The sequence below is a fragment of the Streptomyces sp. NPDC029041 genome, from assembly GCF_040637515.1.
Taxonomy (GTDB): Bacteria; Actinomycetota; Actinomycetes; order Streptomycetales; family Streptomycetaceae; genus Streptomyces.
The window spans coordinates 162551-179996 of sequence record NZ_JBEZWO010000004.1; the positions used below are offsets into that span (position 1 = coordinate 162551).

At 70.8% G+C, this 17446-nt stretch carries 17 protein-coding genes and 3 pseudogenes; 8 read left to right on the forward strand and 12 right to left on the reverse strand.

The features are described from left to right. Positions 1 to 271 precede the first annotated feature (271 nt). Positions 272 to 1504 carry an NADP-dependent malic enzyme gene (locus tag AB0F04_RS11080; RefSeq protein ID WP_362040031.1) on the reverse strand — a complete coding sequence of 411 codons (1233 nt, stop codon included), beginning with the start codon at positions 1502 to 1504 and terminating at the stop codon, positions 272 to 274. 625 nt (positions 1505 to 2129) lie between these two features. Between AB0F04_RS11080 and AB0F04_RS11085 the strand changes: the two genes are divergently transcribed. Genes AB0F04_RS11085 through AB0F04_RS11095 form a run of 3 tightly spaced genes read left to right on the forward strand, consistent with a single transcriptional unit; the run spans position 2130 to position 4809 of the window. Continuing rightward, positions 2130 to 3080, forward strand: a complete 951-nt coding sequence (locus AB0F04_RS11085; RefSeq protein ID WP_362040034.1) for an ABC transporter substrate-binding protein — start codon at positions 2130 to 2132, stop codon at positions 3078 to 3080. 32 nt (positions 3081 to 3112) lie between these two features. Beyond that, positions 3113 to 4051 carry an amino acid ABC transporter permease gene (locus AB0F04_RS11090; protein WP_362040036.1) on the forward strand — a complete coding sequence of 313 codons (939 nt, stop codon included), beginning with the start codon at positions 3113 to 3115 and terminating at the stop codon, positions 4049 to 4051. Continuing rightward, positions 4048 to 4809 (forward strand): amino acid ABC transporter ATP-binding protein, encoded by a 762-nt coding sequence (locus AB0F04_RS11095; RefSeq protein WP_053672427.1) that lies wholly within the window; start codon positions 4048 to 4050, stop codon positions 4807 to 4809. The genes AB0F04_RS11090 and AB0F04_RS11095 overlap by 4 nt, the downstream gene beginning before the upstream one ends. 56 nt (positions 4810 to 4865) lie before the next feature. Here the strand turns inward: AB0F04_RS11095 and AB0F04_RS11100 are convergent, their stop codons facing one another. Then, positions 4866 to 5636, reverse strand: a complete 771-nt coding sequence (locus AB0F04_RS11100; RefSeq protein WP_362040037.1) for a class I SAM-dependent methyltransferase — start codon at positions 5634 to 5636, stop codon at positions 4866 to 4868. Positions 5637 to 5725: 89 nt separating this feature from the next. Here AB0F04_RS11100 and AB0F04_RS11105 point away from each other — a divergent pair, with 89 nt between their 5' ends. Beyond that, the gene (locus AB0F04_RS11105; protein WP_362040039.1) at positions 5726 to 6385 is read left to right on the forward strand and encodes a CGNR zinc finger domain-containing protein; all 660 of its coding nucleotides are present in this window, start codon (positions 5726 to 5728) and stop codon (positions 6383 to 6385) included. A 17-nt stretch (positions 6386 to 6402) separates the two neighbouring features. On the opposite strand, the pseudogene sodX reads toward AB0F04_RS11105, so the two are convergent. Next, positions 6403 to 6936, reverse strand: a pseudogene (gene sodX, locus AB0F04_RS11110) (nickel-type superoxide dismutase maturation protease); the annotation flags it as partial. Here sodX and sodN point away from each other — a divergent pair. After that, entirely contained in the window at positions 6848 to 7243 is a 396-nt protein-coding gene (gene sodN / locus AB0F04_RS11115; RefSeq protein WP_031140564.1) for a superoxide dismutase, Ni, read from the forward strand. The pseudogene sodX and the gene sodN sit on opposite strands and share 89 nt — an antisense overlap. A gap of 286 nt (positions 7244 to 7529) precedes the next feature. Here sodN and AB0F04_RS11120 read toward each other — a convergent pair whose 3' ends face one another. Next, entirely contained in the window at positions 7530 to 8684 is a 1155-nt protein-coding gene (locus tag AB0F04_RS11120) for an inorganic phosphate transporter (protein WP_362040041.1), read from the reverse strand. A gap of 103 nt (positions 8685 to 8787) precedes the next feature. Here AB0F04_RS11120 and AB0F04_RS11125 point away from each other — a divergent pair, with 103 nt between their 5' ends. Further along, a complete protein-coding gene (locus AB0F04_RS11125; protein ID WP_362040043.1) occupies positions 8788 to 9537 on the forward strand; it encodes a VOC family protein in 750 nt (249 codons plus the stop codon). On the opposite strand, the gene AB0F04_RS11130 is transcribed toward AB0F04_RS11125, so the two are convergent. The 5 genes and pseudogenes from AB0F04_RS11130 to AB0F04_RS11150 form a co-directional block, all read right to left on the reverse strand. Continuing rightward, entirely contained in the window at positions 9519 to 9749 is a 231-nt protein-coding gene (locus AB0F04_RS11130; protein ID WP_362040045.1) for a hypothetical protein, read from the reverse strand. The two genes, AB0F04_RS11125 and AB0F04_RS11130, sit on opposite strands and share 19 nt — an antisense overlap. A gap of 183 nt (positions 9750 to 9932) precedes the next feature. Beyond that, a pseudogene (locus AB0F04_RS11135) lies at positions 9933 to 10140 on the reverse strand (RNA polymerase sigma factor); the annotation flags it as partial. A 55-nt stretch (positions 10141 to 10195) separates the two neighbouring features. Then, entirely contained in the window at positions 10196 to 10609 is a 414-nt protein-coding gene (locus tag AB0F04_RS11140; RefSeq protein ID WP_362040047.1) for a YciI family protein, read from the reverse strand. A gap of 84 nt (positions 10610 to 10693) precedes the next feature. Then, complete coding sequence (locus tag AB0F04_RS11145; RefSeq protein WP_362040049.1) at positions 10694 to 10960, reverse strand: hypothetical protein; 267 nt, start codon at positions 10958 to 10960, stop codon at positions 10694 to 10696. A gap of 26 nt (positions 10961 to 10986) precedes the next feature. Further along, positions 10987 to 11571 carry a dihydrofolate reductase family protein gene (locus AB0F04_RS11150; RefSeq protein WP_362040051.1) on the reverse strand — a complete coding sequence of 195 codons (585 nt, stop codon included), beginning with the start codon at positions 11569 to 11571 and terminating at the stop codon, positions 10987 to 10989. 112 nt (positions 11572 to 11683) lie between these two features. Here AB0F04_RS11150 and AB0F04_RS11155 point away from each other — a divergent pair. Further along, positions 11684 to 12268 (forward strand): annotated as a pseudogene (locus AB0F04_RS11155) (TetR/AcrR family transcriptional regulator); the annotation flags it as partial. Positions 12269 to 12474: 206 nt separating this feature from the next. Here AB0F04_RS11155 and AB0F04_RS11160 read toward each other — a convergent pair. From AB0F04_RS11160 to AB0F04_RS11170, 3 genes are all read right to left on the reverse strand, one after another. Then, positions 12475 to 13110 (reverse strand): GNAT family N-acetyltransferase, encoded by a 636-nt coding sequence (locus tag AB0F04_RS11160; protein ID WP_362040053.1) that lies wholly within the window; start codon positions 13108 to 13110, stop codon positions 12475 to 12477. A gap of 404 nt (positions 13111 to 13514) precedes the next feature. After that, positions 13515 to 14684, reverse strand: a complete 1170-nt coding sequence (locus AB0F04_RS11165; RefSeq protein WP_362040055.1) for a family 2 encapsulin nanocompartment cargo protein polyprenyl transferase — start codon at positions 14682 to 14684, stop codon at positions 13515 to 13517. Positions 14685 to 14795: 111 nt separating this feature from the next. Continuing rightward, positions 14796 to 16202 carry a family 2B encapsulin nanocompartment shell protein gene (locus tag AB0F04_RS11170; protein WP_362040056.1) on the reverse strand — a complete coding sequence of 469 codons (1407 nt, stop codon included), beginning with the start codon at positions 16200 to 16202 and terminating at the stop codon, positions 14796 to 14798. Positions 16203 to 16517: 315 nt separating this feature from the next. Between AB0F04_RS11170 and AB0F04_RS11175 the strand changes: the two genes are divergently transcribed. Continuing rightward, on the forward strand, positions 16518 to 17426 hold the full coding sequence (locus AB0F04_RS11175) for a pyridoxal-phosphate dependent enzyme (RefSeq protein ID WP_362040059.1): 909 nt from the start codon (positions 16518 to 16520) through the stop codon (positions 17424 to 17426). Positions 17427 to 17446: the final 20 nt, after the last annotated feature.

Genomic DNA, 17446 nt, shown 5'->3' on the forward strand with positions numbered 1-17446 from the left:
CACGGCGAGAAGGGGCCGCGTCGGGGGGCGTCCGCCCGCAGCGGTTGTCGCGTCAACGAACAGTCAGTCGGCGTCGGACCCCATCGCGACGTTCCGAGGACGGACACCCCCGGCACGGCCCCGACCCACTCCCGGCGAGCAGGCGCAGACGCGCGCCCCGACCGAAGCAGCCACGGACGACACGGCCCGCACCACCCGAACAGCGCCACCCGAAGGCAAAAAAATGACCCCGCCCGATCCCGGACGGGGTCACCTCGAACCGTCATCGGCGTCAGCGCCGGGCCACACCCTCGGCCCGGGCAGCCGCCGCCACCGCGGCCGTGACCGCCGGAGCGACCCGCTCGTCGAACGGCGACGGGATGACGTAGTCGGCGGCGAGATCGTCCCCGACCACGGCCGCCAGCGCCTCCGCGGCGGCCAGCTTCATCCCCTCGGTGATCCGGGAGGCCCGCACCTGCAGCGCCCCGGCGAAGATCCCCGGGAAGGCCAGCACGTTGTTGATCTGGTTCGGGAAGTCCGACCGCCCGGTCGCGACGACCGCCGCGTACTTGTGCGCGACCTCGGGGTGCACCTCGGGGTTCGGGTTCGCCATGGCGAAGACGAACGCGCCCTCGGCCATCGTCGCCACCGCGGACTCCGCGACCGTGCCACCGGAGACGCCGATGAACACATCGGCCCCTTCCAGCGCCGCCTCCAGCGACCCGGTGATCCCGGCCTTGTTCGTGAACCCGGCGAGCTCCTGCTTGACCGCCGTGAGGTCGTCCCGGTCCGCCGACACGACACCCTTGCGGTCGGCCACCGCGACGTCCCCGATACCGGCCTCGACCAGCATCTTGGCGATGGCGACACCGGCCGCACCGGCGCCGGAGATGACGGCCCGCAGCTCCCCGAGGGCCCGCCCGCTCAGCCGCGCGGCGTTCCGCAGGGCCGCCAGCGTCACCACGGCCGTACCGTGCTGGTCGTCGTGGAAGACCGGGATGTCCAGCCGCTCCTGCAGCTTCCGCTCGACCTCGAAGCACCGGGGTGCCGAGATGTCCTCCAGGTTGACGCCGCCGAACGACGGCGCGAGCCGCACCACGGTCTCGACGATCTCGTCGACGTCCGTGCAGTTCAGAGCGATCGGAACCGCGTCCACACCGCCGAACTGCTTGAACAGAATCGCCTTGCCCTCCATGACCGGGAGGGAGGCCTCGGGCCCGATGTCACCGAGCCCCAGCACGGCCGTACCGTCCGTCACGACGGCGACGACCGACGACTTCCACGTGTAGTCGTGCACGAGCTCCGGCTGCTCCGCGATCGCGCTGCACACCTTCGCGACGCCGGGCGTGTACGCCAGGGACAGGTCGTCCTTGTCGCGGACCGGCACGGTGGCCTGCACGGCCATCTTGCCGCCGCGGTGCAGCGCGAACGCCGGGTCGAAGGAGTCGAGGGGCTCCGCACTGCCCTCGTGATCCGTATCGCCGGTCTTGCTCTCGCTGCGAGGATTGACGATCTCCGCTGCCACTTCGTTTTACCCCTTAAATCTTCATTGTTTTGAGGGTGGCCACTCCTGGTGAGGGGTGGGCGGGCACCGCGTAGACCCATGTCGTGCTTGTACGGGTATCCGTACGGGCGCGTACGCGACGGGCGCGCCGCACACGCGCCCTGAGCCCCGGATGAGGGGTGTAAAGACCCTTCTTACCGGACGGACGGCATCGGGGACGAGTCCATAACGCGAAGGTCACATGACAGGGCCCTGACCCTTCGTCCAAAATCAGGACAAGACCTGGACAAACCAGCCACACCCACTCAACCATCTGCGAAGTCCGCGGTGCCCGTAGCGAAATCTCGGGATTTACCGAAGATCTTCCGGCCGGAACGGGTGATTCCCATAGAAGGTCCGGCCGTGATGTACCGGAGTGGTGCGGTTCGGGGGTCGCCCGTTATCCGATTTTGACATGGCTGGCCCCCAGAATCGCGCAGTCCGAATGGCAAGATGCCGTAATCACACGAGGTCGCGACACTCGAAGAGGTGTGCTCTCGTCGACCCACGGCACTGCCGAAACCTTCGGCGTGCCACGGCCGTGCCGAACCCATCGGCGGCGGCCCGCCCCATCGGCAACTCCACCCATCCGCCGGAGGAACCCACCATGACCGCAAGCTCCACCCGTCGTACGACCGCCGCGCACTCCCGGCTAGCAGCGGTCGGTGCGATCGCGGTCGCAGGCGCGCTGATGCTCACCGGATGCGGTGACCAGACCAAGGACACCGGCTCCAGCGACACCGCGGCCTCCGCCCCGCTCGCGGACAAGCTGCCGCAGGCCATCCGAGACAAGGGCGTCATCAAGGTCGGCTCCGACATCGCCTATGCCCCGGTCGAGTTCAAGGACAACTCGGGCAAGGTGGTCGGCATCGACCCGGACCTCGCCGCTGCCATGGGCAAGCAGCTCGGGGTCGACTTCCAGTTCGAGAACGGCACCTTCGACACGCTGATCACGGGTCTGCGCTCCAAGCGGTACGACATCGCCATGTCCGCGATGACCGACACCAAGGACCGCCAGGAGGGCATCGACTCCGACACCGGCAAGAAGGTCGGTGAGGGCGTCGACTTCGTGGACTACTTCACCGCCGGCGTGTCGATCTACACCAAGAAGGGTGACGACCAGGGCATCAAGGGCTGGTCCGACCTGTGCGGCAAGAAGATCGTGCTGCAGCGCGGCACCGTCTCCGAGGACCTCGCCAAGGCGGAGTCGAAGAAGTGCCCGGCGGGCAAGAAGATCGCGATCGAGCCCTTCGACAACGACCAGCAGGCCCAGACCCGTCTGCGCGCGGGCGGCGCCGACGCCGGTTCGTCCGACTTCCCGGTCGCCGCGTACGCGGTGAAGACCTCCGGCGGCGGCAAGGACTTCCAGATCGTCGGCGAGCAGGTCGAGGCCGCCCCGTACGGCATCGCGGTCGCCAAGAACCAGACGCAGCTGCGGGACGCGCTCAAGGCCGCGCTCGACGCCGTCATCAAGAGCGGCGAGTACGAGAAGATCATGAAGAAGTGGGGCGTCACGGACGGCTCCGTGCAGGAAGCCACCATCAACGGCGGCAAGTGACCGCGCCCTAGCGGCACTGAAAGGCAACACCCGTGACTGTTGACATCGACAAGACGCCGGCCGACACGCCCCCGGCCGGACCGGAGGCCATCAAGGCCATTCCGGTCCGGCACTACGGGCGGTACGTCTCCGCCGTCGTCGCGCTCGCCCTGCTGGGCGGCATCGTGTACGCGTTCTCCCAGGGCAAGATCAACTGGGACGCGATCCCGGACTACTTCTTCGACGACCGCATCCTGGACGGCGTCGGCAAGACCCTCCTGCTGACCGTCCTGTCCATGGCGATCGGCGTCATCGGCGGCGTCCTGCTCGCCGTGATGCGCCTGTCGAAGAACCCGGTGACCTCGTCGATCGCGTGGTTCTACATCTGGTTCTTCCGCGGCACCCCGGTCCTGGTCCAGCTGATCGTCTGGTTCAACCTGGGCCTGGTCTTCGAGTACATCAACCTCGGGCCGTTCTACAAGGACGAGTGGTCGGACTTCATGACCCCGTTCCTGACGGCACTGCTGGGACTCGGCCTGAACGAGGCCGCCTACATGGCGGAGATCTGCCGCGCCGGTCTGCTCTCGGTCGACGAGGGCCAGACCGAGGCGTCGCACGCCCTGGGCATGAGCCACACCAGGACGCTGCGCCGGATCGTCATCCCGCAGGCGATGCGTGTGATCGTGCCGCCGACGGGCAACGAGGTCATCAACATGCTGAAGACGACCTCGCTGGTGTCGGTCGTCCAGTATCCCGAGCTGCTGCGCGCGGCCCAGGACATCGGCCAGACCTCCGGCGCCCCCGCAGAGATGCTGTTCCTGGCCGCGGCCTGGTACCTGCTGCTGACCTCGGTCTTCAGCATCGGCCAGTACTACCTGGAGCGGTACTACGCGCGTGGCTCGAGCCGGTCGCTGCCGGCCACCCCGTTCCAGAAGATCAAGGCGAACGTGCTGTCCCTGTCCAACCGCTCGTCGACGGGAGGCACCGCATGACCGCCATGGTCAAGGCCGAGGGCGTCCACAAGTCCTTCGGTCCCGTAGAAGTCCTCAAGGGGATCGACCTGGAGGTGAAGTCCGGCGAGGTGTTCTGCCTCATCGGCCCCTCCGGTTCCGGCAAGTCGACCTTCCTGAGGTGCATCAACCACCTGGAGAAGATCAACGCCGGCCGTCTGTACGTCGACGGCGAGCTGGTCGGCTACCGGCAGAAGGGCGACAAGCTCTACGAGCTGAAGGACAGCGAGGTCGCGGTCAAGCGCCGGGACATCGGCATGGTCTTCCAGCGCTTCAACCTGTTCCCGCACATGACGGCCGTGGAGAACGTCATGGAGGCACCGGTCCAGGTCAAGGGCGTGAGCAAGAGCCAGGCGCGCATGCGCGCCCTGGAGCTCCTGGACCGGGTGGGCCTGGCCGACAAGGCGGGCAACTACCCCTCCCAGCTCTCCGGCGGTCAACAGCAGCGCGTCGCCATCGCCCGGGCCCTGGCCATGGACCCGAAGCTGATGCTGTTCGACGAGCCGACCTCGGCGCTCGACCCGGAGCTGGTCGGTGACGTCCTGGACGTCATGCGTGACCTGGCCGAGTCCGGCATGACGATGATCGTCGTCACCCACGAGATGGGCTTCGCCCGCGAGGTGGGCGACAGCCTGGTCTTCATGGACGGCGGTGTGGTGGTCGAATCCGGTCACCCGCGCGAGGTGCTGACCAACCCGCAGCACGAGCGGACGAAGTCGTTCCTGTCCAAGGTGCTCTGACGGTACGCACGGCGAGGGGGCGGTACGGAGTGTCCGTACCGCCCCCTCCGTCTGCGTTATTTGAGGGCCAGCAGCAGGGTGTCCGAGGGCGAGCACCACACCGGCCTGGCCTCGCCGAAGCCCTTCTCGCGCAGCACGCGCGCGTGCCACTGGGCCGACGGTGCGTCGCCGTCCGCGTGCTCGCCGTAGATCTGGTGGCGCCGGGCGGTGGGCTCCGCGAGGACCGGGTCCTTCGCCGCGAGCTGCCACCACTCGGCCCAGTCGAGGATGCCGTCCCGTCTGGCCTGATCCATGCGGGCGTGCCGCTGTGCGCGCTCCGCCGCGTTGATCCGGGGCGTCGTCTCGTCGATCATGTGGTCCGCGTTCATGAAGACACCGCCGGCGCGGACGAGTCCCGCGATCTGGCCGTAGAGGTCCGCGAGGGGTTCCCGGTGCAGCCAGTGCAGGGCCGTCGCGGTCAGGACGGCGTCGTAGGAGTCGTACGGCAGCTTCGACGCCCAGTCGGGGTCCTTGAGGTCGGCGGTGACCAGGCCGACCCGTTCGTCACCGGCGAAGGTGCCCTCGGCGATGGCGAGGAGTGCCGGGTCGAGGTCGACGCCGGTGCTGGTGGCGTCGGGGAAGCGGGCGAGCAGCCGGGCGGTGATGCTGCCGGTGCCGCAGGCGAGGTCGAGGACGCGCGGGGCGGTGCCCACGAGAGCCTCCGTCATGTCGAGCATGATCCGGAACCGCTCCTCGCGGTCGGGCAGGTACCACTCCTGCTGCCGGTCCCAGCTCTCCTGCCAGGCGTGCCAGTCGGCGGTGGCCGTGGTGGTGTCGGCGTCCGTCATCGAGCCTCTCCCTCGTAATACCCTGGAAGCGTCATCAGCTCTTACACGTGCGTGCCCTCGACCCTAAAGCCCCACCGTAAGGACTACAAGTGGAACTGGCCTATTACTCGGACTATGCCGTGCGCCTCGTCAACACCGAGGAACCGGCCCGGGGCAAGGACGCCCTGACGTCGGTGGAGGCCGTCCGCGATCTGTTCGGGCCCAGTCAGTCGGCGGCCCGCCGCGCCACCGACGCGGACGTGACCCGCTTCCGCTCGGTGCGGGCCCGGCTGCGTGCCGTCTTCGAGGCGGCCGACACCGGCGAGGAGAGGCTCGCCGTCGACCTGCTGAACTCGCTGCTGCTGGAGTTCCCGGTGAGCCCGCAGATCTCCGGGCACGACGTCCGCGACGACGACGGCCGTCCCCTGTGGCACATGCACCTGGCGGACCACCCGTCGAACGCGACGGCGGGCTTCGCGGCGATCGCCGCGATGGGTCTGGCCTTCCACCTGACCGAGTACGGCGTGGACCGCCTCGGTCTGTGCGAGGCCGCGCCCTGCCGCAACGCTTACCTCGACACCTCCACCAACCGCTCCCGGCGCTACTGCTCCGACCGCTGCGCGACCCGCGCCAACGTCGCGGCCTACCGGGCCCGCAAACGTCTGGAGGCCACCCGGCCCGACCTCCCCGAGAGCACGGGCCTGGCCGCCGACAGCGCCCAGCCGGCCAGCGCCCAGGGCGACCGCCGACCGGAGCTGCGCGGCCGGTAACGGAACCGGACCCGCCCCAGCACCAGATCGTCGGGCACGACGCCGTAGTCGGTGCTGTCGCCGCCGGCGTACGCGTTGTCCCCGAGCACCCACCAGCCGCCGTCACGGCGCTGGGCGATCCGCTTGACGACCAGCAGGTCCTGCTGGAAGGGGTGCCGCAGCACGACGACGTCGCCGGGCCTGATCCGGGCTCCGTAGTGCACCAGGAGCCGGTCCCCGTGGTACAGCGTGGGCACCATGGACGGCCCGGTGACCTCGGCCACCCCGAAGGGCGGGGCCGGCCTCCCCCGCCCGGACTCCTGCGACAGCTCCGGCATCACCCGGCACCTCCCCGGTTCTTCCTCCACCAGTCTCAGTCTCACCCCGGACTTTTGTCCTAAGCCCATGGGGGCACCCGCGAAAAGCCGTCCCTCACGGAGTAATGTCCCCTGTGAGAAGACGATCACGAGGAAGGAATGCTCCATGCTTTCCCGCCTGTTTGCCCCCAAGGTCAAGGTCAGTGCCCACTGCGACCTTCCCTGCGGTGTGTACGACCCCGCCCAGGCCCGCATCGAGGCGGAGTCGGTGAAGGCCGTGCAGGAGAAGATGGCCGCCAACGACGACCCGCACTTCCAGGCGCGCGCCACCGTCATCAAGGAGCAGCGCGCCGAGCTCGCGAAGCACCACGTCTCGGTGCTCTGGAGCGACTACTTCAAGCCGCCGCACTTCGAGAAGTACCCGGAGCTGCACCAGCTGGTCAACGACACCCTGAAGGCCCTCTCGGCCGCCAAGGGTTCGACCGACCCGGCCACCGGCCAGAAGGCGCTGGACTACATCGCCCAGATCGACAAGATCTTCTGGGAGACCAAGAAGGCTTGATCTTCCTCCAGGTCGCCCGGCCCGCGATGGCGCGGGTGGGGTGACAGAGGACGGTGGGCCCCGTACCCCTCGCCGGGTACGGGGCCTGCGCTCTTCCTGCTTCCCCGGACCGCCGGGCCCCTTTTCGGCGTTGCGGCTTCGCCGGGCACCGGCCAGATGGAGGTCCTCCACGCTCGGGTCCCTTCCCGCTCGGGTCCCTGGCCGTCGCTGAGGACCGTTCACCGGTCTGCGGTGCGGGGCTCTGTCCGCGGCGGTCCGGTTCGCGGGCGGGTCCGGTCCCCGTCGCTCAGGCGGCCGTGCCGACCTTGGCCGACGGCTCGGTGTGAAGAGTGTTGTCCCGCACGTCATTGACGTTGCGCGCGTGCACCGGGTCGCGGCGCGAGAGGGCGACGATGCCCACGGCGAGGGCCGCGCCGGTCAGGGCGACGGCAGCTGTGCCGATGTCGCCGCCGATGCGCACGATCGCGGCGGCGAGTCCGCCGACCAGCGCGGCGGCGGGCAGGGTGACCGCCCAGGCGACCGCCATCCGGCCCGCGACGCCCCAGCGGACCTCCGCGAGCCTGCGGCCGAGACCCGCCCCCAGGATGCTGCCCGAGGCCACCTGGGTGGTGGACAGCGCGAAGCCGAGGTGCGTGGAGGTCAGGATGACGGTCGCGGAGGCGGTCTCGGCGGCGAAGCCCTGCGGTGACCGGATCTCGGCGAGGCCCTTGCCCAGCGTGCGGATGATCCGCCAGCCGCCGAGGTAGGTGCCGAGGCCGATGGCCAGGCCGGCGGACGCGACGACCCACAGAGGCGGGTCGGCATGGTGACCGAGGGCACCGGCGGAGATCAGCGTGAGGGTGATGACGCCCATGGTCTTCTGCGCGTCGTTCGTGCCGTGGGCGAGGGAGACCAGCGAGGCGGAGGCGATCTGGCCGACGCGGAAGCCCCGGGTGACGCGGTCCCCGCCGGTCCGGTCGGTGAGCCGGTAGGCGAGGTGGGTGGCGAGCAGCGCGGCGACACCGGCCACGACGGGTGAGGCCACCGCCGGCACCAGCACCTTCTCGAGGACCTTGCCGAAGTCGACCCCGTGGCTGCCCGCGCCGACCCACACGGCCCCGATCAGCCCGCCGAACAGGGCGTGCGAGGAGCTCGAGGGCAGACCGATCAGCCAGGTCAGCAGGTTCCACAGAATGGCGCCGACCAGCCCCGCGAAGATCATGCCCGGGGAGACGAGGGTGTCGTCCACGATGCCGCCCGAGACGGTCCTGGCGACCTCGGTGGACAGGAAGGCGCCGACGACGTTGAGGACACCGCTGATCAGGACCGCCGTACGGGGTGAGAGCGCGCCGGTGGCGATGGAGGTGGCCATCGCGTTCGCCGTGTCGTGGAAACCGTTGGTGAAGTCGAAGGCGAGTGCCGTGATGATGACGGCCGCCACGAGGAACGTGATGTGGTCCATTGCTGCATGCAAACAGCGCGGACGGGCGGAGCGGGATCGGTGCGGCGGAGGCCGGTCGAGGTTCACGCAGGTGGCGGTGGTGCGCCCCTCTACGATCGCGCCCATGAGGATCAGATGGACGTACGCCTTCATCGACCGCCCGCGTGAGGACTTCGGCGCCGCCTGCGACTTCTGGACGGCGGTCACGGGCACCCGGCTGTCCGAACTGCGCGGCGCACACGACGAGTTCGTCACCCTGCTCCCCGATGACGCCGATGCGTGCGTGAAAGTGCAGGCGGTCGGCCCGGGTTCCGGCGGTGCGCACCTCGACTTCTGCGTGGACGACGTGACGGAGTTCGCCGCCGCGGCGGTACGGCTCGGCGCGGGTGTGGTGGCCGACCTCGGGTCACTCGTCGTGCTGCGTTCACCCGGCGGGCAGTCGTTCTGCGCGGATCCCTGGCGCGGTCAGTCGTCGCGGCCGGGTGTCGTGCGGGGCAGCCGTCTCGACCAGGTGTGCGTGGACGTCCCGTCCTCGGCCTACGAGGGCGAGGTGGCCTTCTGGAGTGCGCTGCTCGACGGCTGGGAGTCGCTGCCGGGCTCCTTGCCGGAGTTCCACGTGGTCGAGCCGCCGCCCGGCCTGCCGGTCCGGCTGCTCCTGCAACGTCTCGGCGACGAGCGGCCGGCCTCGGCCCACCTCGACCTCGCCTGCGCGGACGTCACGGCGACCCGGGCCCACCACGAGCGACTCGGGGCCGCCTTCGTGGCCGGTTTCTCCGGCTGGACGGTGATGCGCGACCCGTCGGGTGGCACGTACTGCCTGACGACCCGGGATCCGGTGACGGGCCGGTCGCGCGGTCAGGGAGTGCCGATGTAAGCACAGGCGACGCGTTCGCCTTCTCCGGTCTTCGGGCAGGGCGGCAGGTCCGGATACTCGCCGGGATCGGCCTCCTGCCAGACGTACGGCCCCTTCGGCTCCGCCGAGTCCTGCATCCACAGCGTCAGACAGCCCGCGACCGCCACGAGCAGCGCCCACCCGATCACCAGCCCGCGCCACACTCTGCGTCGCCGCTCCCCCAGTACACCCATGCCTCACACGCTAGTCGCCCAACCGGGCTGCCCGGGCCAGGAGATAGCCCTGCCCGGGCAGGCTGAGGGTCTGCGCCGCCGCGGACTCGTAGGCGGCCCGGGCGGCTTCGGGCTCGCCCGCGCGCGCCACGAGGTGGCCTCGTACGGCGTCCAGGCGGTGGCCCCGCAACTCGTCTGCCAAGGCCTCGACTTCGATGAGGCCCGGGCGTCGGTGAGCCGCCGCGAGGCGACCCTGATCCGCCGGCCGCGTGGGTTGCCGGGCCCGCCCGCTTCCGGCCACTGCGCGGCCGCCGCGAGCAGCGCCTCCCGCACGGCGTCCCTCGGCGGCGCCGAAGTGCCCGTACCGCCGGACCAGCGCGCCGAGGACCTGCGGCGCACTGCCGGGCAGCATGCCCTCGATCGCGGGTGTGTTCCTCACGGGCGTGTCCGTCGGTGCCGGCCGCCCCTCAGAGGTCTCCGGAGCCGTCCATGATCGGGCGGATCACGACCGGATGGGCGGGGGCACCGGCCGGCTGGGGGCAGCGGGAGACGCGGTCGGCGATCTCCGTGACCCGTTCCAGGCTCTCGCACTCCAGGACCCTGTAGCCGGCCGGCAGCTCCTTGGTCTCGCTGTACGGCCCGTCGGTGATCACGGCCTTGCCGTCGTCACCGAGGGTGACGTGCCGGGTCTGTGCGGGCTCGGCCAGGCCCTGCGCGTCGACGAGCTCACCGCTCTCGGAGAGGTCCTCGTTGATGGCGCCCATGTAGGCGAACATGGTCTGCACATCCTGCTCGCTCCAGGCCGGGGAGTCCGCCGACGCCTCACCCCGCATGGCTTCGTAGTCCGCCTGCGTGCCCTGCACCGTGACCAGGTACTTCATCAGTCCGCTCCTTCGGCTCTCACCGCCCCGGTGGGCGGCTCTCACAGGGGACGTCGGAGCCGGGCGGCGCCTTTCGACACGGGCTCAGGAATTCTTCGCGACGGTGTCCCCGGGGGCCGTTCCGGGCCCGTCCGGGGTGGACTCCCCGGAGGTCGCGGGGGCCGCCCCGCTGCGACCGCCTTCGGCCGGGCGGCCGCTTTCGGCGGCTTCCGTGTCGTAGGACCCGCACTCCGGGTTGCGGCACGGGCCCGCCACCCATCGGGGAACCCACGTGCCCAGCGTCTTGTGACGCCGGACGACCGTGTCCACTGGCTGTCCGCAGTCGGGACAGACGTGTTCTTCGCTGCCCATGCCCTCAGCGTAGGCCGGTCGGACGCTCAGCGCTTCCTGCTGTACGTGCGCACCAGAGCTCCGTTGCCGAACGTGCGCACCGACTCCAGGGTGAACTCCGAGATCGTGAACCCGGAGCCGAACATCGGCATGCCGGCGCCGTAGACGAGCGGGTAGGTCTTGATGACGAGCTCGTCGATCTCGTCGCGCAGTTCCCCCGCGACCCGCGAGCCACCGCAGAGGTAGATGTCGAACCCGCTCTTCTCCGCCTTCAGTTCGCGGACCCTTCCGACCAGGTCGTCCGCGATGATCTCGACGTTCGGGTCGGGCGACTCCTTCAGGGTGCTGGAGGCGACGTACTCCCGCAGATGGGCGTAGGGGCTGGTGATGCCCTCGTCGAGGGCGAGGGCGTAACTGCCGCGCCCCTGGATGACGGTGTCGAACCGCTTGTTCGGCAGGTCGTCGATGCCCATGGCCCGGCGGCCGTGGGTGGGGATGGTCTCCGGGTATTCCGTCTTCAGGAAGTCGAGGAACTCCTCGTCGAGGAGGCTCATCATCGCCGTACCGTCGCCGCCCGGGTCGCCGATGAAGCCGTCGAGGGAACAGGCGATGTAGTACGTGAGCTTTCGCAAACCGGTCTCTTTCCGTAGGCCGTCGCTGTAACAACTTCAGTTGTAGTACTTCTTATGTAGTGGTTTCAAGGGGTCGACCCGGAGACAGCGCAAGTGAGAGAAGGGACTCCGCATGGTCGGCGACCCCGGGCGCCGGGCCACGCTCGTCGACGCCGGTGTCGAGGTGCTCGCGCGTGAGGGGGCGCGTGGGCTGACCTTGCGCGCGGTGGACGCCGAGGCCGGTGTGGCCGTGGGCACCGCCTCCGACTACCTCACGGGGCGGGCCGACCCGCTGCGCCAGATCGACACCCGGCTGCACCTACGGCTCGCGCCCGACCCCGAGGTGGTCGCCCACCTGTTGACCCGGCCGAAGGACCGCGCACCGGTCACGGCCTTCATGTACGACCTCATGGCCCGGGCGACCCGCGACCGCACGGGCTACCTGGCCCTCAGGCGGCTACGCCTGGAGGCCACGCGCCGCCCCGAACTGCTCACCTCCCACACCGAGTCGGTGCGTGGCGACCTGGAGGAGGCCATGGCGTTCCACCGCACGGCCGGACTTCCCGGCGGCGACGAGTCCGTCGCCGTGCTGTATCCGGCCATGCTCGGGCTGCTCCTGGAGCATCTGACCCTGCCGGGCGTCCTGGAGGGCGCCCTGCCCGGGGTGGGCGTACCGGAGGGGCTCGTGGAACGGATCGTGGCGGCGGTGCTGCCGGAGGAGGGCCGGGCGGAGCTGAGCGCGGAGAGCCAGGGCCGGTGTCGCCGGGAGAAGGCCGGGCGGAGGAGGCCTTCACCGGTGTTGCCCGGGAGACCGGGCGGAGGAGAGCCGGGAAAGGTGCTGCCGGGAGCGGCCAGGTGGGGGGGCGGGCGCCGGTGCCGCCGCAGTCAGTGCAGCGCAGCGCGCCGCGCTTTCTCCGTTCTGGCCTAGGCCGGCCGCCGTTGCGGTCCGGGCTCGCGCCACATGGGCCACATCGCCGGGCCGTCCGGGAGGTCGAGTACCGGGCCGACGAGTTCGAAGCCGAGGCGCTCGTACAACTTGCGACTGCGGGCGCTGCTGGCCTCCAAGTAGGCGGGCAGGGCCTCCCGGTCGCAACGGTCGAGGACGCTCTCGATGAGCGCCGTGCCGAGGCCTTCGCCCTGGCGGCCGGGTGCCACGCCGATCATCCACAGGTATTCGTGTGCCCGCCCGGCGGGATGGATGGCGGCCGTCAGCCGGCCGATCATCTCGATGCGCTCGTTGTCGGGGTCGACGGCCTCCCGTACCTGGGCCGGACCTTCGTCCTCGGCGGCGCCGTCACGGCCGGCGGGGTCGTCGTGGTCCCCCTCGGCGGGCATGGAGAGCCACAGGGCGCAGGCCGAGCCGTCCTCGGTGACATCTATGCGGCCGGCCTCCAGCACGATGTCGGTGAAGGCGGCCATGAGCCCGGGGTGCTTGGCACGGCGCTCCTCGGTTCCGGGGAACACCCAGCCGCTCACCGGGTCGTCCTGGAACGCCTCGTCCAGCAGCCGGACGATCAGCTCCCTGTCCCCCGCGCCCGCCGTCCGGATGGCCACACCCATGCCCCGCCCCTTCGCTCGTCTCGACGGGCCCTGATCGTAGAGGGGTTGGCCGGAACGGGGCGATGCGAGCGGGATCTTGGCGGGATTCAGTCGAACGTCTGCTCAAACTCGACCGCTTCGGGAGTCGGTCCAGCGGATCGGTCCGGGCGTCGGATCAGGGCGTCGCTCCGGGCGTCGCTCCGGGCGTCGGTCCATGGGGCGCTCCGGCAGGCGTTTCCGGGAGGGAGGCGGGCCCCGCACACCGTGGGGCAGTGCGGGACCCGCCGACCGGAGGCCGGTGACCGTGCGGGGTCAGGAGCCGCACGGCCCCGGGCGCTCCGGGGTCTTGCCCTTCGGTGGCCCGAGGTGCGTCGCTGATGCTGCCGCTCGTCGGCACGCTGACGGCCGCCGCCTGCCGGGGGGCGTCAACCGGTCCGTCGGGTCACGAACTCGGCGAGGGCCAGCAGACCGCCCGCCGCCTCCGGGTCCGGCACCGCACGGGCCAGTTGCTGCATCGCCCGGGCCATCCGGTCGGCCGCCTGGACCTGGGCCCAGTCACGGCCGCCCGCGCGCTCCACTGCCAGGGCGATGTGCTCCAGGTCGTCCGTCTCGCTGGGTCGTGCGTACAGCGCGGCGAGTTCGGCCGCCGCCGGGTGGCCGGAGGCGAAGGCCGCCACCACCGGCAGCGACTTCTTGCGGGCGGCCAGGTCGGCACCGACGGGCTTGCCGGTGCGGCTCGGGTCGCCCCATATGCCGATGACGTCGTCGATGAGCTGGAAGGCCAGCCCGGCCTCCCGGCCGAAGGCCTCCAGCGCCGTCACTTCCGCCTCCGAGGCACCCGCGTACAGACCGCCGATGGCGCAGGCACTCCCGAGCAGGGCGCCCGTCTTGGCCTCCGCCATGGCGAGCACCTCGTCGAGCGTGACCTCCGCCGGAGCGCGGCGTTCCATCGCCGTGTCCGCGTGCTGCCCCGCGCACAGTTCGACCACGCAGTCCGCGAGCCGGACGGCGGCGGCCCGGGCCGCCGGATGCGGGTCCTGGGCGAGCAGCCGAAGGGCCAGCGCCTGCAGGGCGTCCCCGGCGAGAATGGCGTCGGCGTCGCCGAACACGGTCCACGCGGTGGGGCGATGGCGACGGGCGGTGTCCCGGTCCATCACGTCGTCGTGCAGGAGCGTGAAGTTGTGGACGAGCTCCACCGCGGCCGCTGCCCGAACCGCCCCCTCCCGCGCCTCGGACCCGCCGCCGGCCGCCGCAGCGGCGAGGACCAGCGCGGGCCGGATGGCCTTGCCGGAGCTCCCCTCCGCAGCAGTGCCGTCGGCCTGAGCCCAGCCGAAGTGGTAGAGCGCGATCCGGCGCATCGGCCCCGGCAGCGAGCCGAGCGCGGTCCGCAGCACCGGATCGACCTCGGCCCGGGCCCGCTCCAGCAGCACGACCGCCTCGTGTCCCTCGGCCGGTGCCGGCCGGCCGGCCCGCTGCGTCCCGATGGTCCCTCGTCCTTCCGGTGTCCCGGCGGCCTGCCGGGGCTCGGCTCGCCGCCGCCCGCCCGGGGCGGGCGGCGTCGTCTCCGTCCCGGACTCCGTGAGGGACTCACCCATGGGACCGCCTCGAAGGATGAGCGGAGGGTGGCGCTTCCGCTGTCGCCGGGTGCGTGCCCCGAGGATGTACCCGCCTGGACGGGCGGGGACACGGCCGGCCTGTCGGCACTGTCACCGCCAGCGGCCGATCTCGACGTTCTCCAGGACGCCGAGCGCGTCCGGTACCAGGACCGCCGCGGAGTAGTACGCCGTGACCAGGTACTTGATGATGGCCTGTTCGTTGATGCCCATGAAGCGCACCGACAGGCTCGGCTCGATCTCATCCGGGATGCCGGAGGCTCGCAGACCGATGACGCCCTGGTCGGCCTCGCCGGTACGCAGGGCGATGATGGATGTCGTACGGGCTTCCGAGACCGGGATCTTGTTGCACGGGAAGATCGGCACACCGCGCCAGGTCGGGATGCGGTTGCCGGTCATGTCGATGGTCTCGGGCACGAGCCCGCGCTTGTTGAGTTCGCGGCCGAACGCGGCGATGGCACGTGGATGGGCGAGGAGCATCTTGGTGCCGCGGCGCCTGCTGAGCAGCTCGTCGAGGTCGTCCGGGCTGGGCACGCCGTCGTGCGGCTGGATCCGCTGGTCGTACTCGCAGTTGTGCAGGAGCCCGAAGTCCCGGTTGTTGACGAGCTCGTGTTCCTGCCGCTCCTTCAGGGCCTCGACGGTCAGCCGGATCTGCTGCTCCGTCTGGTTCATGGGCTGGTTGTAGAGGTCGGCCACGCGCGTGTGGATGCGCAGCACGGTCTGGGCGACGCTCAGTTCGTACTCACGGGGGCGGGCCTCGTAGTCGACGAACGTGTGGGGGATGTCCGGCTCGCCGGAGTGACCGGCGGCGAGGTCGATCTCCTTCTCGCCGTACCGGTTGGAGCGCTGCGAGGGGATCGAGCGGCGCTGCCGGAGGTGCTCGCGCAGGGTGTCCGAGCGCTCCGCGATCTGCTCGAACTCCTGGCGGGGCAGCACGAGCACGGTGCACGCGGTGAGGGCGCGGGCCGTGAACTCCCAGATCGCGTCCTCATCGAGCAGCGCCTCGTCGCCGAAGTAGGCGCCGTCGGCGAGGACTCCGAGGGACTCGTCGTCGCCATAGGGGCCGGTGCCGACCTTCTCCACCCTGCCGTGCGCCAGGAGGTACACCTCGTCGGTCGGGCTGCCGAAGGAAGCGATCACCTCGCCCGCCGGGATCTCCCGCTGTTCGCAGCGGCGGGAGATCTCGAAGAGCACCTCCTCGTCCTCGTACGACCGCAGCGCCGGCAGCTCCCCGAGTTCCGCCGGGATGACCTCGACGCGGTCGCCGGTCTTCACGAACGTCACCCGGCCGTCCCCCACGGCGAACGTGAGCCGGCGGTTCACCCGGTACGTGCCGCCCTGGATGTCGACCCAGGGCAGCATCCGCAGCAGCCAGCGCGAGCTGATCTCCTGCATCTGCGGCACGGACTTGGTCGTGGTGGCCAGGTTCCGCGCGGCCGCCGTGCCGAGACTCTGCTGCGGCTTGGTCTGCTCCGTGCGGACCTCTTCGCCTACCGACATAGAGAACTGCCCTCCCCGGTTGTGATCGACGCCCCATGCCTCGGGCATCGATGTGCACCCGCAAGCCTTCCGCACGCGACCGGGCGGTGCTATTACCCGAAAGAGCGGGAATGGATCTTCGCGTTGCTGGGCAGGGGGACCCGTCACGGCGTTCGAAGCCGCTGTCGGGGCAGCGGCGCGTCCGGGATTCCGGGTTTTGGGATTCCGGGATTCCGGGATGCGGAGGATGCGGAGGATGCGGACCGGGTACCCGGGGGCACCGATGGCGTCAGCCCCGCGCCCGCCTCCTTTCCACGTGCGGGTGACAATGGTTCGATGACCAGCACCGACCCGCCCGGACTCGCCGCGCTGCGTCCCCGGCTGCCGTCGCCGGTGCAGGAAGTCATGGACGAGCGATTCGAGCACCGGGGCGTCCGGCTGCTGCTGAAGCGGGACGATCTGATCCACCCGGAACTGATCGGCAACAAGTGGCGCAAGCTCGGGCCGAACCTGACCGCGGCGGCCGGCCGTACCGTCGTGACCTTCGGCGGTGCCTGGTCCAACCATCTGCGCGCGACGGCCGCGGCCGGCCGGTTGCTCGGCATCCCCACGGTCGGTGTCGTACGCGGCGACGAGCTGGCCGGGCGACCCCTCAACCCCTCCCTGACGCGCTGCGCGTCCGACGGCATGCGGCTGCACTTCGTCGACCGGGCGGCCTACCGCCGCAAGTCCTCGCCCCGGGACCTGGTCGGCATCCTGCGCGCGGCCGACGCCGAGGACGCGTACGTCGTCCCCGAGGGCGGCAGCAACGCCGAGGCCGTACGCGGGTGCCGCGCGCTCGGCACCGAGCTGCGGGGCCTGGCCGCGGTCGCCGCCGTGGCCTGCGGCACCGGTGGCACGCTCGCGGGGCTGGCCGCCGGTCTCGGCCCCGGCGCGCGCGCCCTGGGCGTGCCGGTGCTCAAGGGCGGCTTCCTGACCGCAGAGACGGAGGCCCTGCAGCGTGAGGCGTTCGGTGGCCGGTGTGGCACCTGGAGCCTGGACGAGCGCTTCTCCTTCGGTGGCTACGCGCGCGTGCCCGCCGAGCTCGACGCCTTCGCGGCGGACTTCGAGCAACGGCACGGCCTGCCCGTGGAGCGTCTGTATGTCGCCAAGCTGCTGTACGGACTCGTCACGCTGGCCGGTGAGGGTGCCTTCCCGCGCGGGACGGCGGTCGTGGCCGTGATCACCGGTCGCCCCTTCCCGTGAAACGCCGCTCCCCCCGGGGC

Excerpts from the sequence above, each read along its gene's own strand:
- AB0F04_RS11165 (WP_362040055.1), bottom strand. The coding sequence starts at position 14,684 with ATGGGTGAGTCCCTCACGGAGTCCGGGACGGAGACGACGCCGCCCGCC.
- AB0F04_RS11085 (WP_362040034.1), top strand. The coding sequence starts at position 2,130 with ATGACCGCAAGCTCCACCCGTCGTACGACCGCCGCGCACTCCCGGCTA.
- AB0F04_RS11120 (WP_362040041.1), bottom strand. The coding sequence starts at position 8,684 with ATGGACCACATCACGTTCCTCGTGGCGGCCGTCATCATCACGGCACTC.
- AB0F04_RS11095 (WP_053672427.1), top strand. The coding sequence starts at position 4,048 with ATGACCGCCATGGTCAAGGCCGAGGGCGTCCACAAGTCCTTCGGTCCC.
- AB0F04_RS11130 (WP_362040045.1), bottom strand. The coding sequence starts at position 9,749 with ATGGGTGTACTGGGGGAGCGGCGACGCAGAGTGTGGCGCGGGCTGGTG.
- AB0F04_RS11140 (WP_362040047.1), bottom strand. The coding sequence starts at position 10,609 with ATGAAGTACCTGGTCACGGTGCAGGGCACGCAGGCGGACTACGAAGCC.
- sodN (WP_031140564.1), top strand. The coding sequence starts at position 6,848 with ATGCTTTCCCGCCTGTTTGCCCCCAAGGTCAAGGTCAGTGCCCACTGC.
- AB0F04_RS11100 (WP_362040037.1), bottom strand. The coding sequence starts at position 5,636 with ATGACGGACGCCGACACCACCACGGCCACCGCCGACTGGCACGCCTGG.
- AB0F04_RS11145 (WP_362040049.1), bottom strand. The coding sequence starts at position 10,960 with ATGGGCAGCGAAGAACACGTCTGTCCCGACTGCGGACAGCCAGTGGAC.
- AB0F04_RS11160 (WP_362040053.1), bottom strand. The coding sequence starts at position 13,110 with ATGGGTGTGGCCATCCGGACGGCGGGCGCGGGGGACAGGGAGCTGATC.
- AB0F04_RS11125 (WP_362040043.1), top strand. The coding sequence starts at position 8,788 with ATGAGGATCAGATGGACGTACGCCTTCATCGACCGCCCGCGTGAGGAC.
- AB0F04_RS11175 (WP_362040059.1), top strand. The coding sequence starts at position 16,518 with ATGACCAGCACCGACCCGCCCGGACTCGCCGCGCTGCGTCCCCGGCTG.
- AB0F04_RS11170 (WP_362040056.1), bottom strand. The coding sequence starts at position 16,202 with ATGTCGGTAGGCGAAGAGGTCCGCACGGAGCAGACCAAGCCGCAGCAG.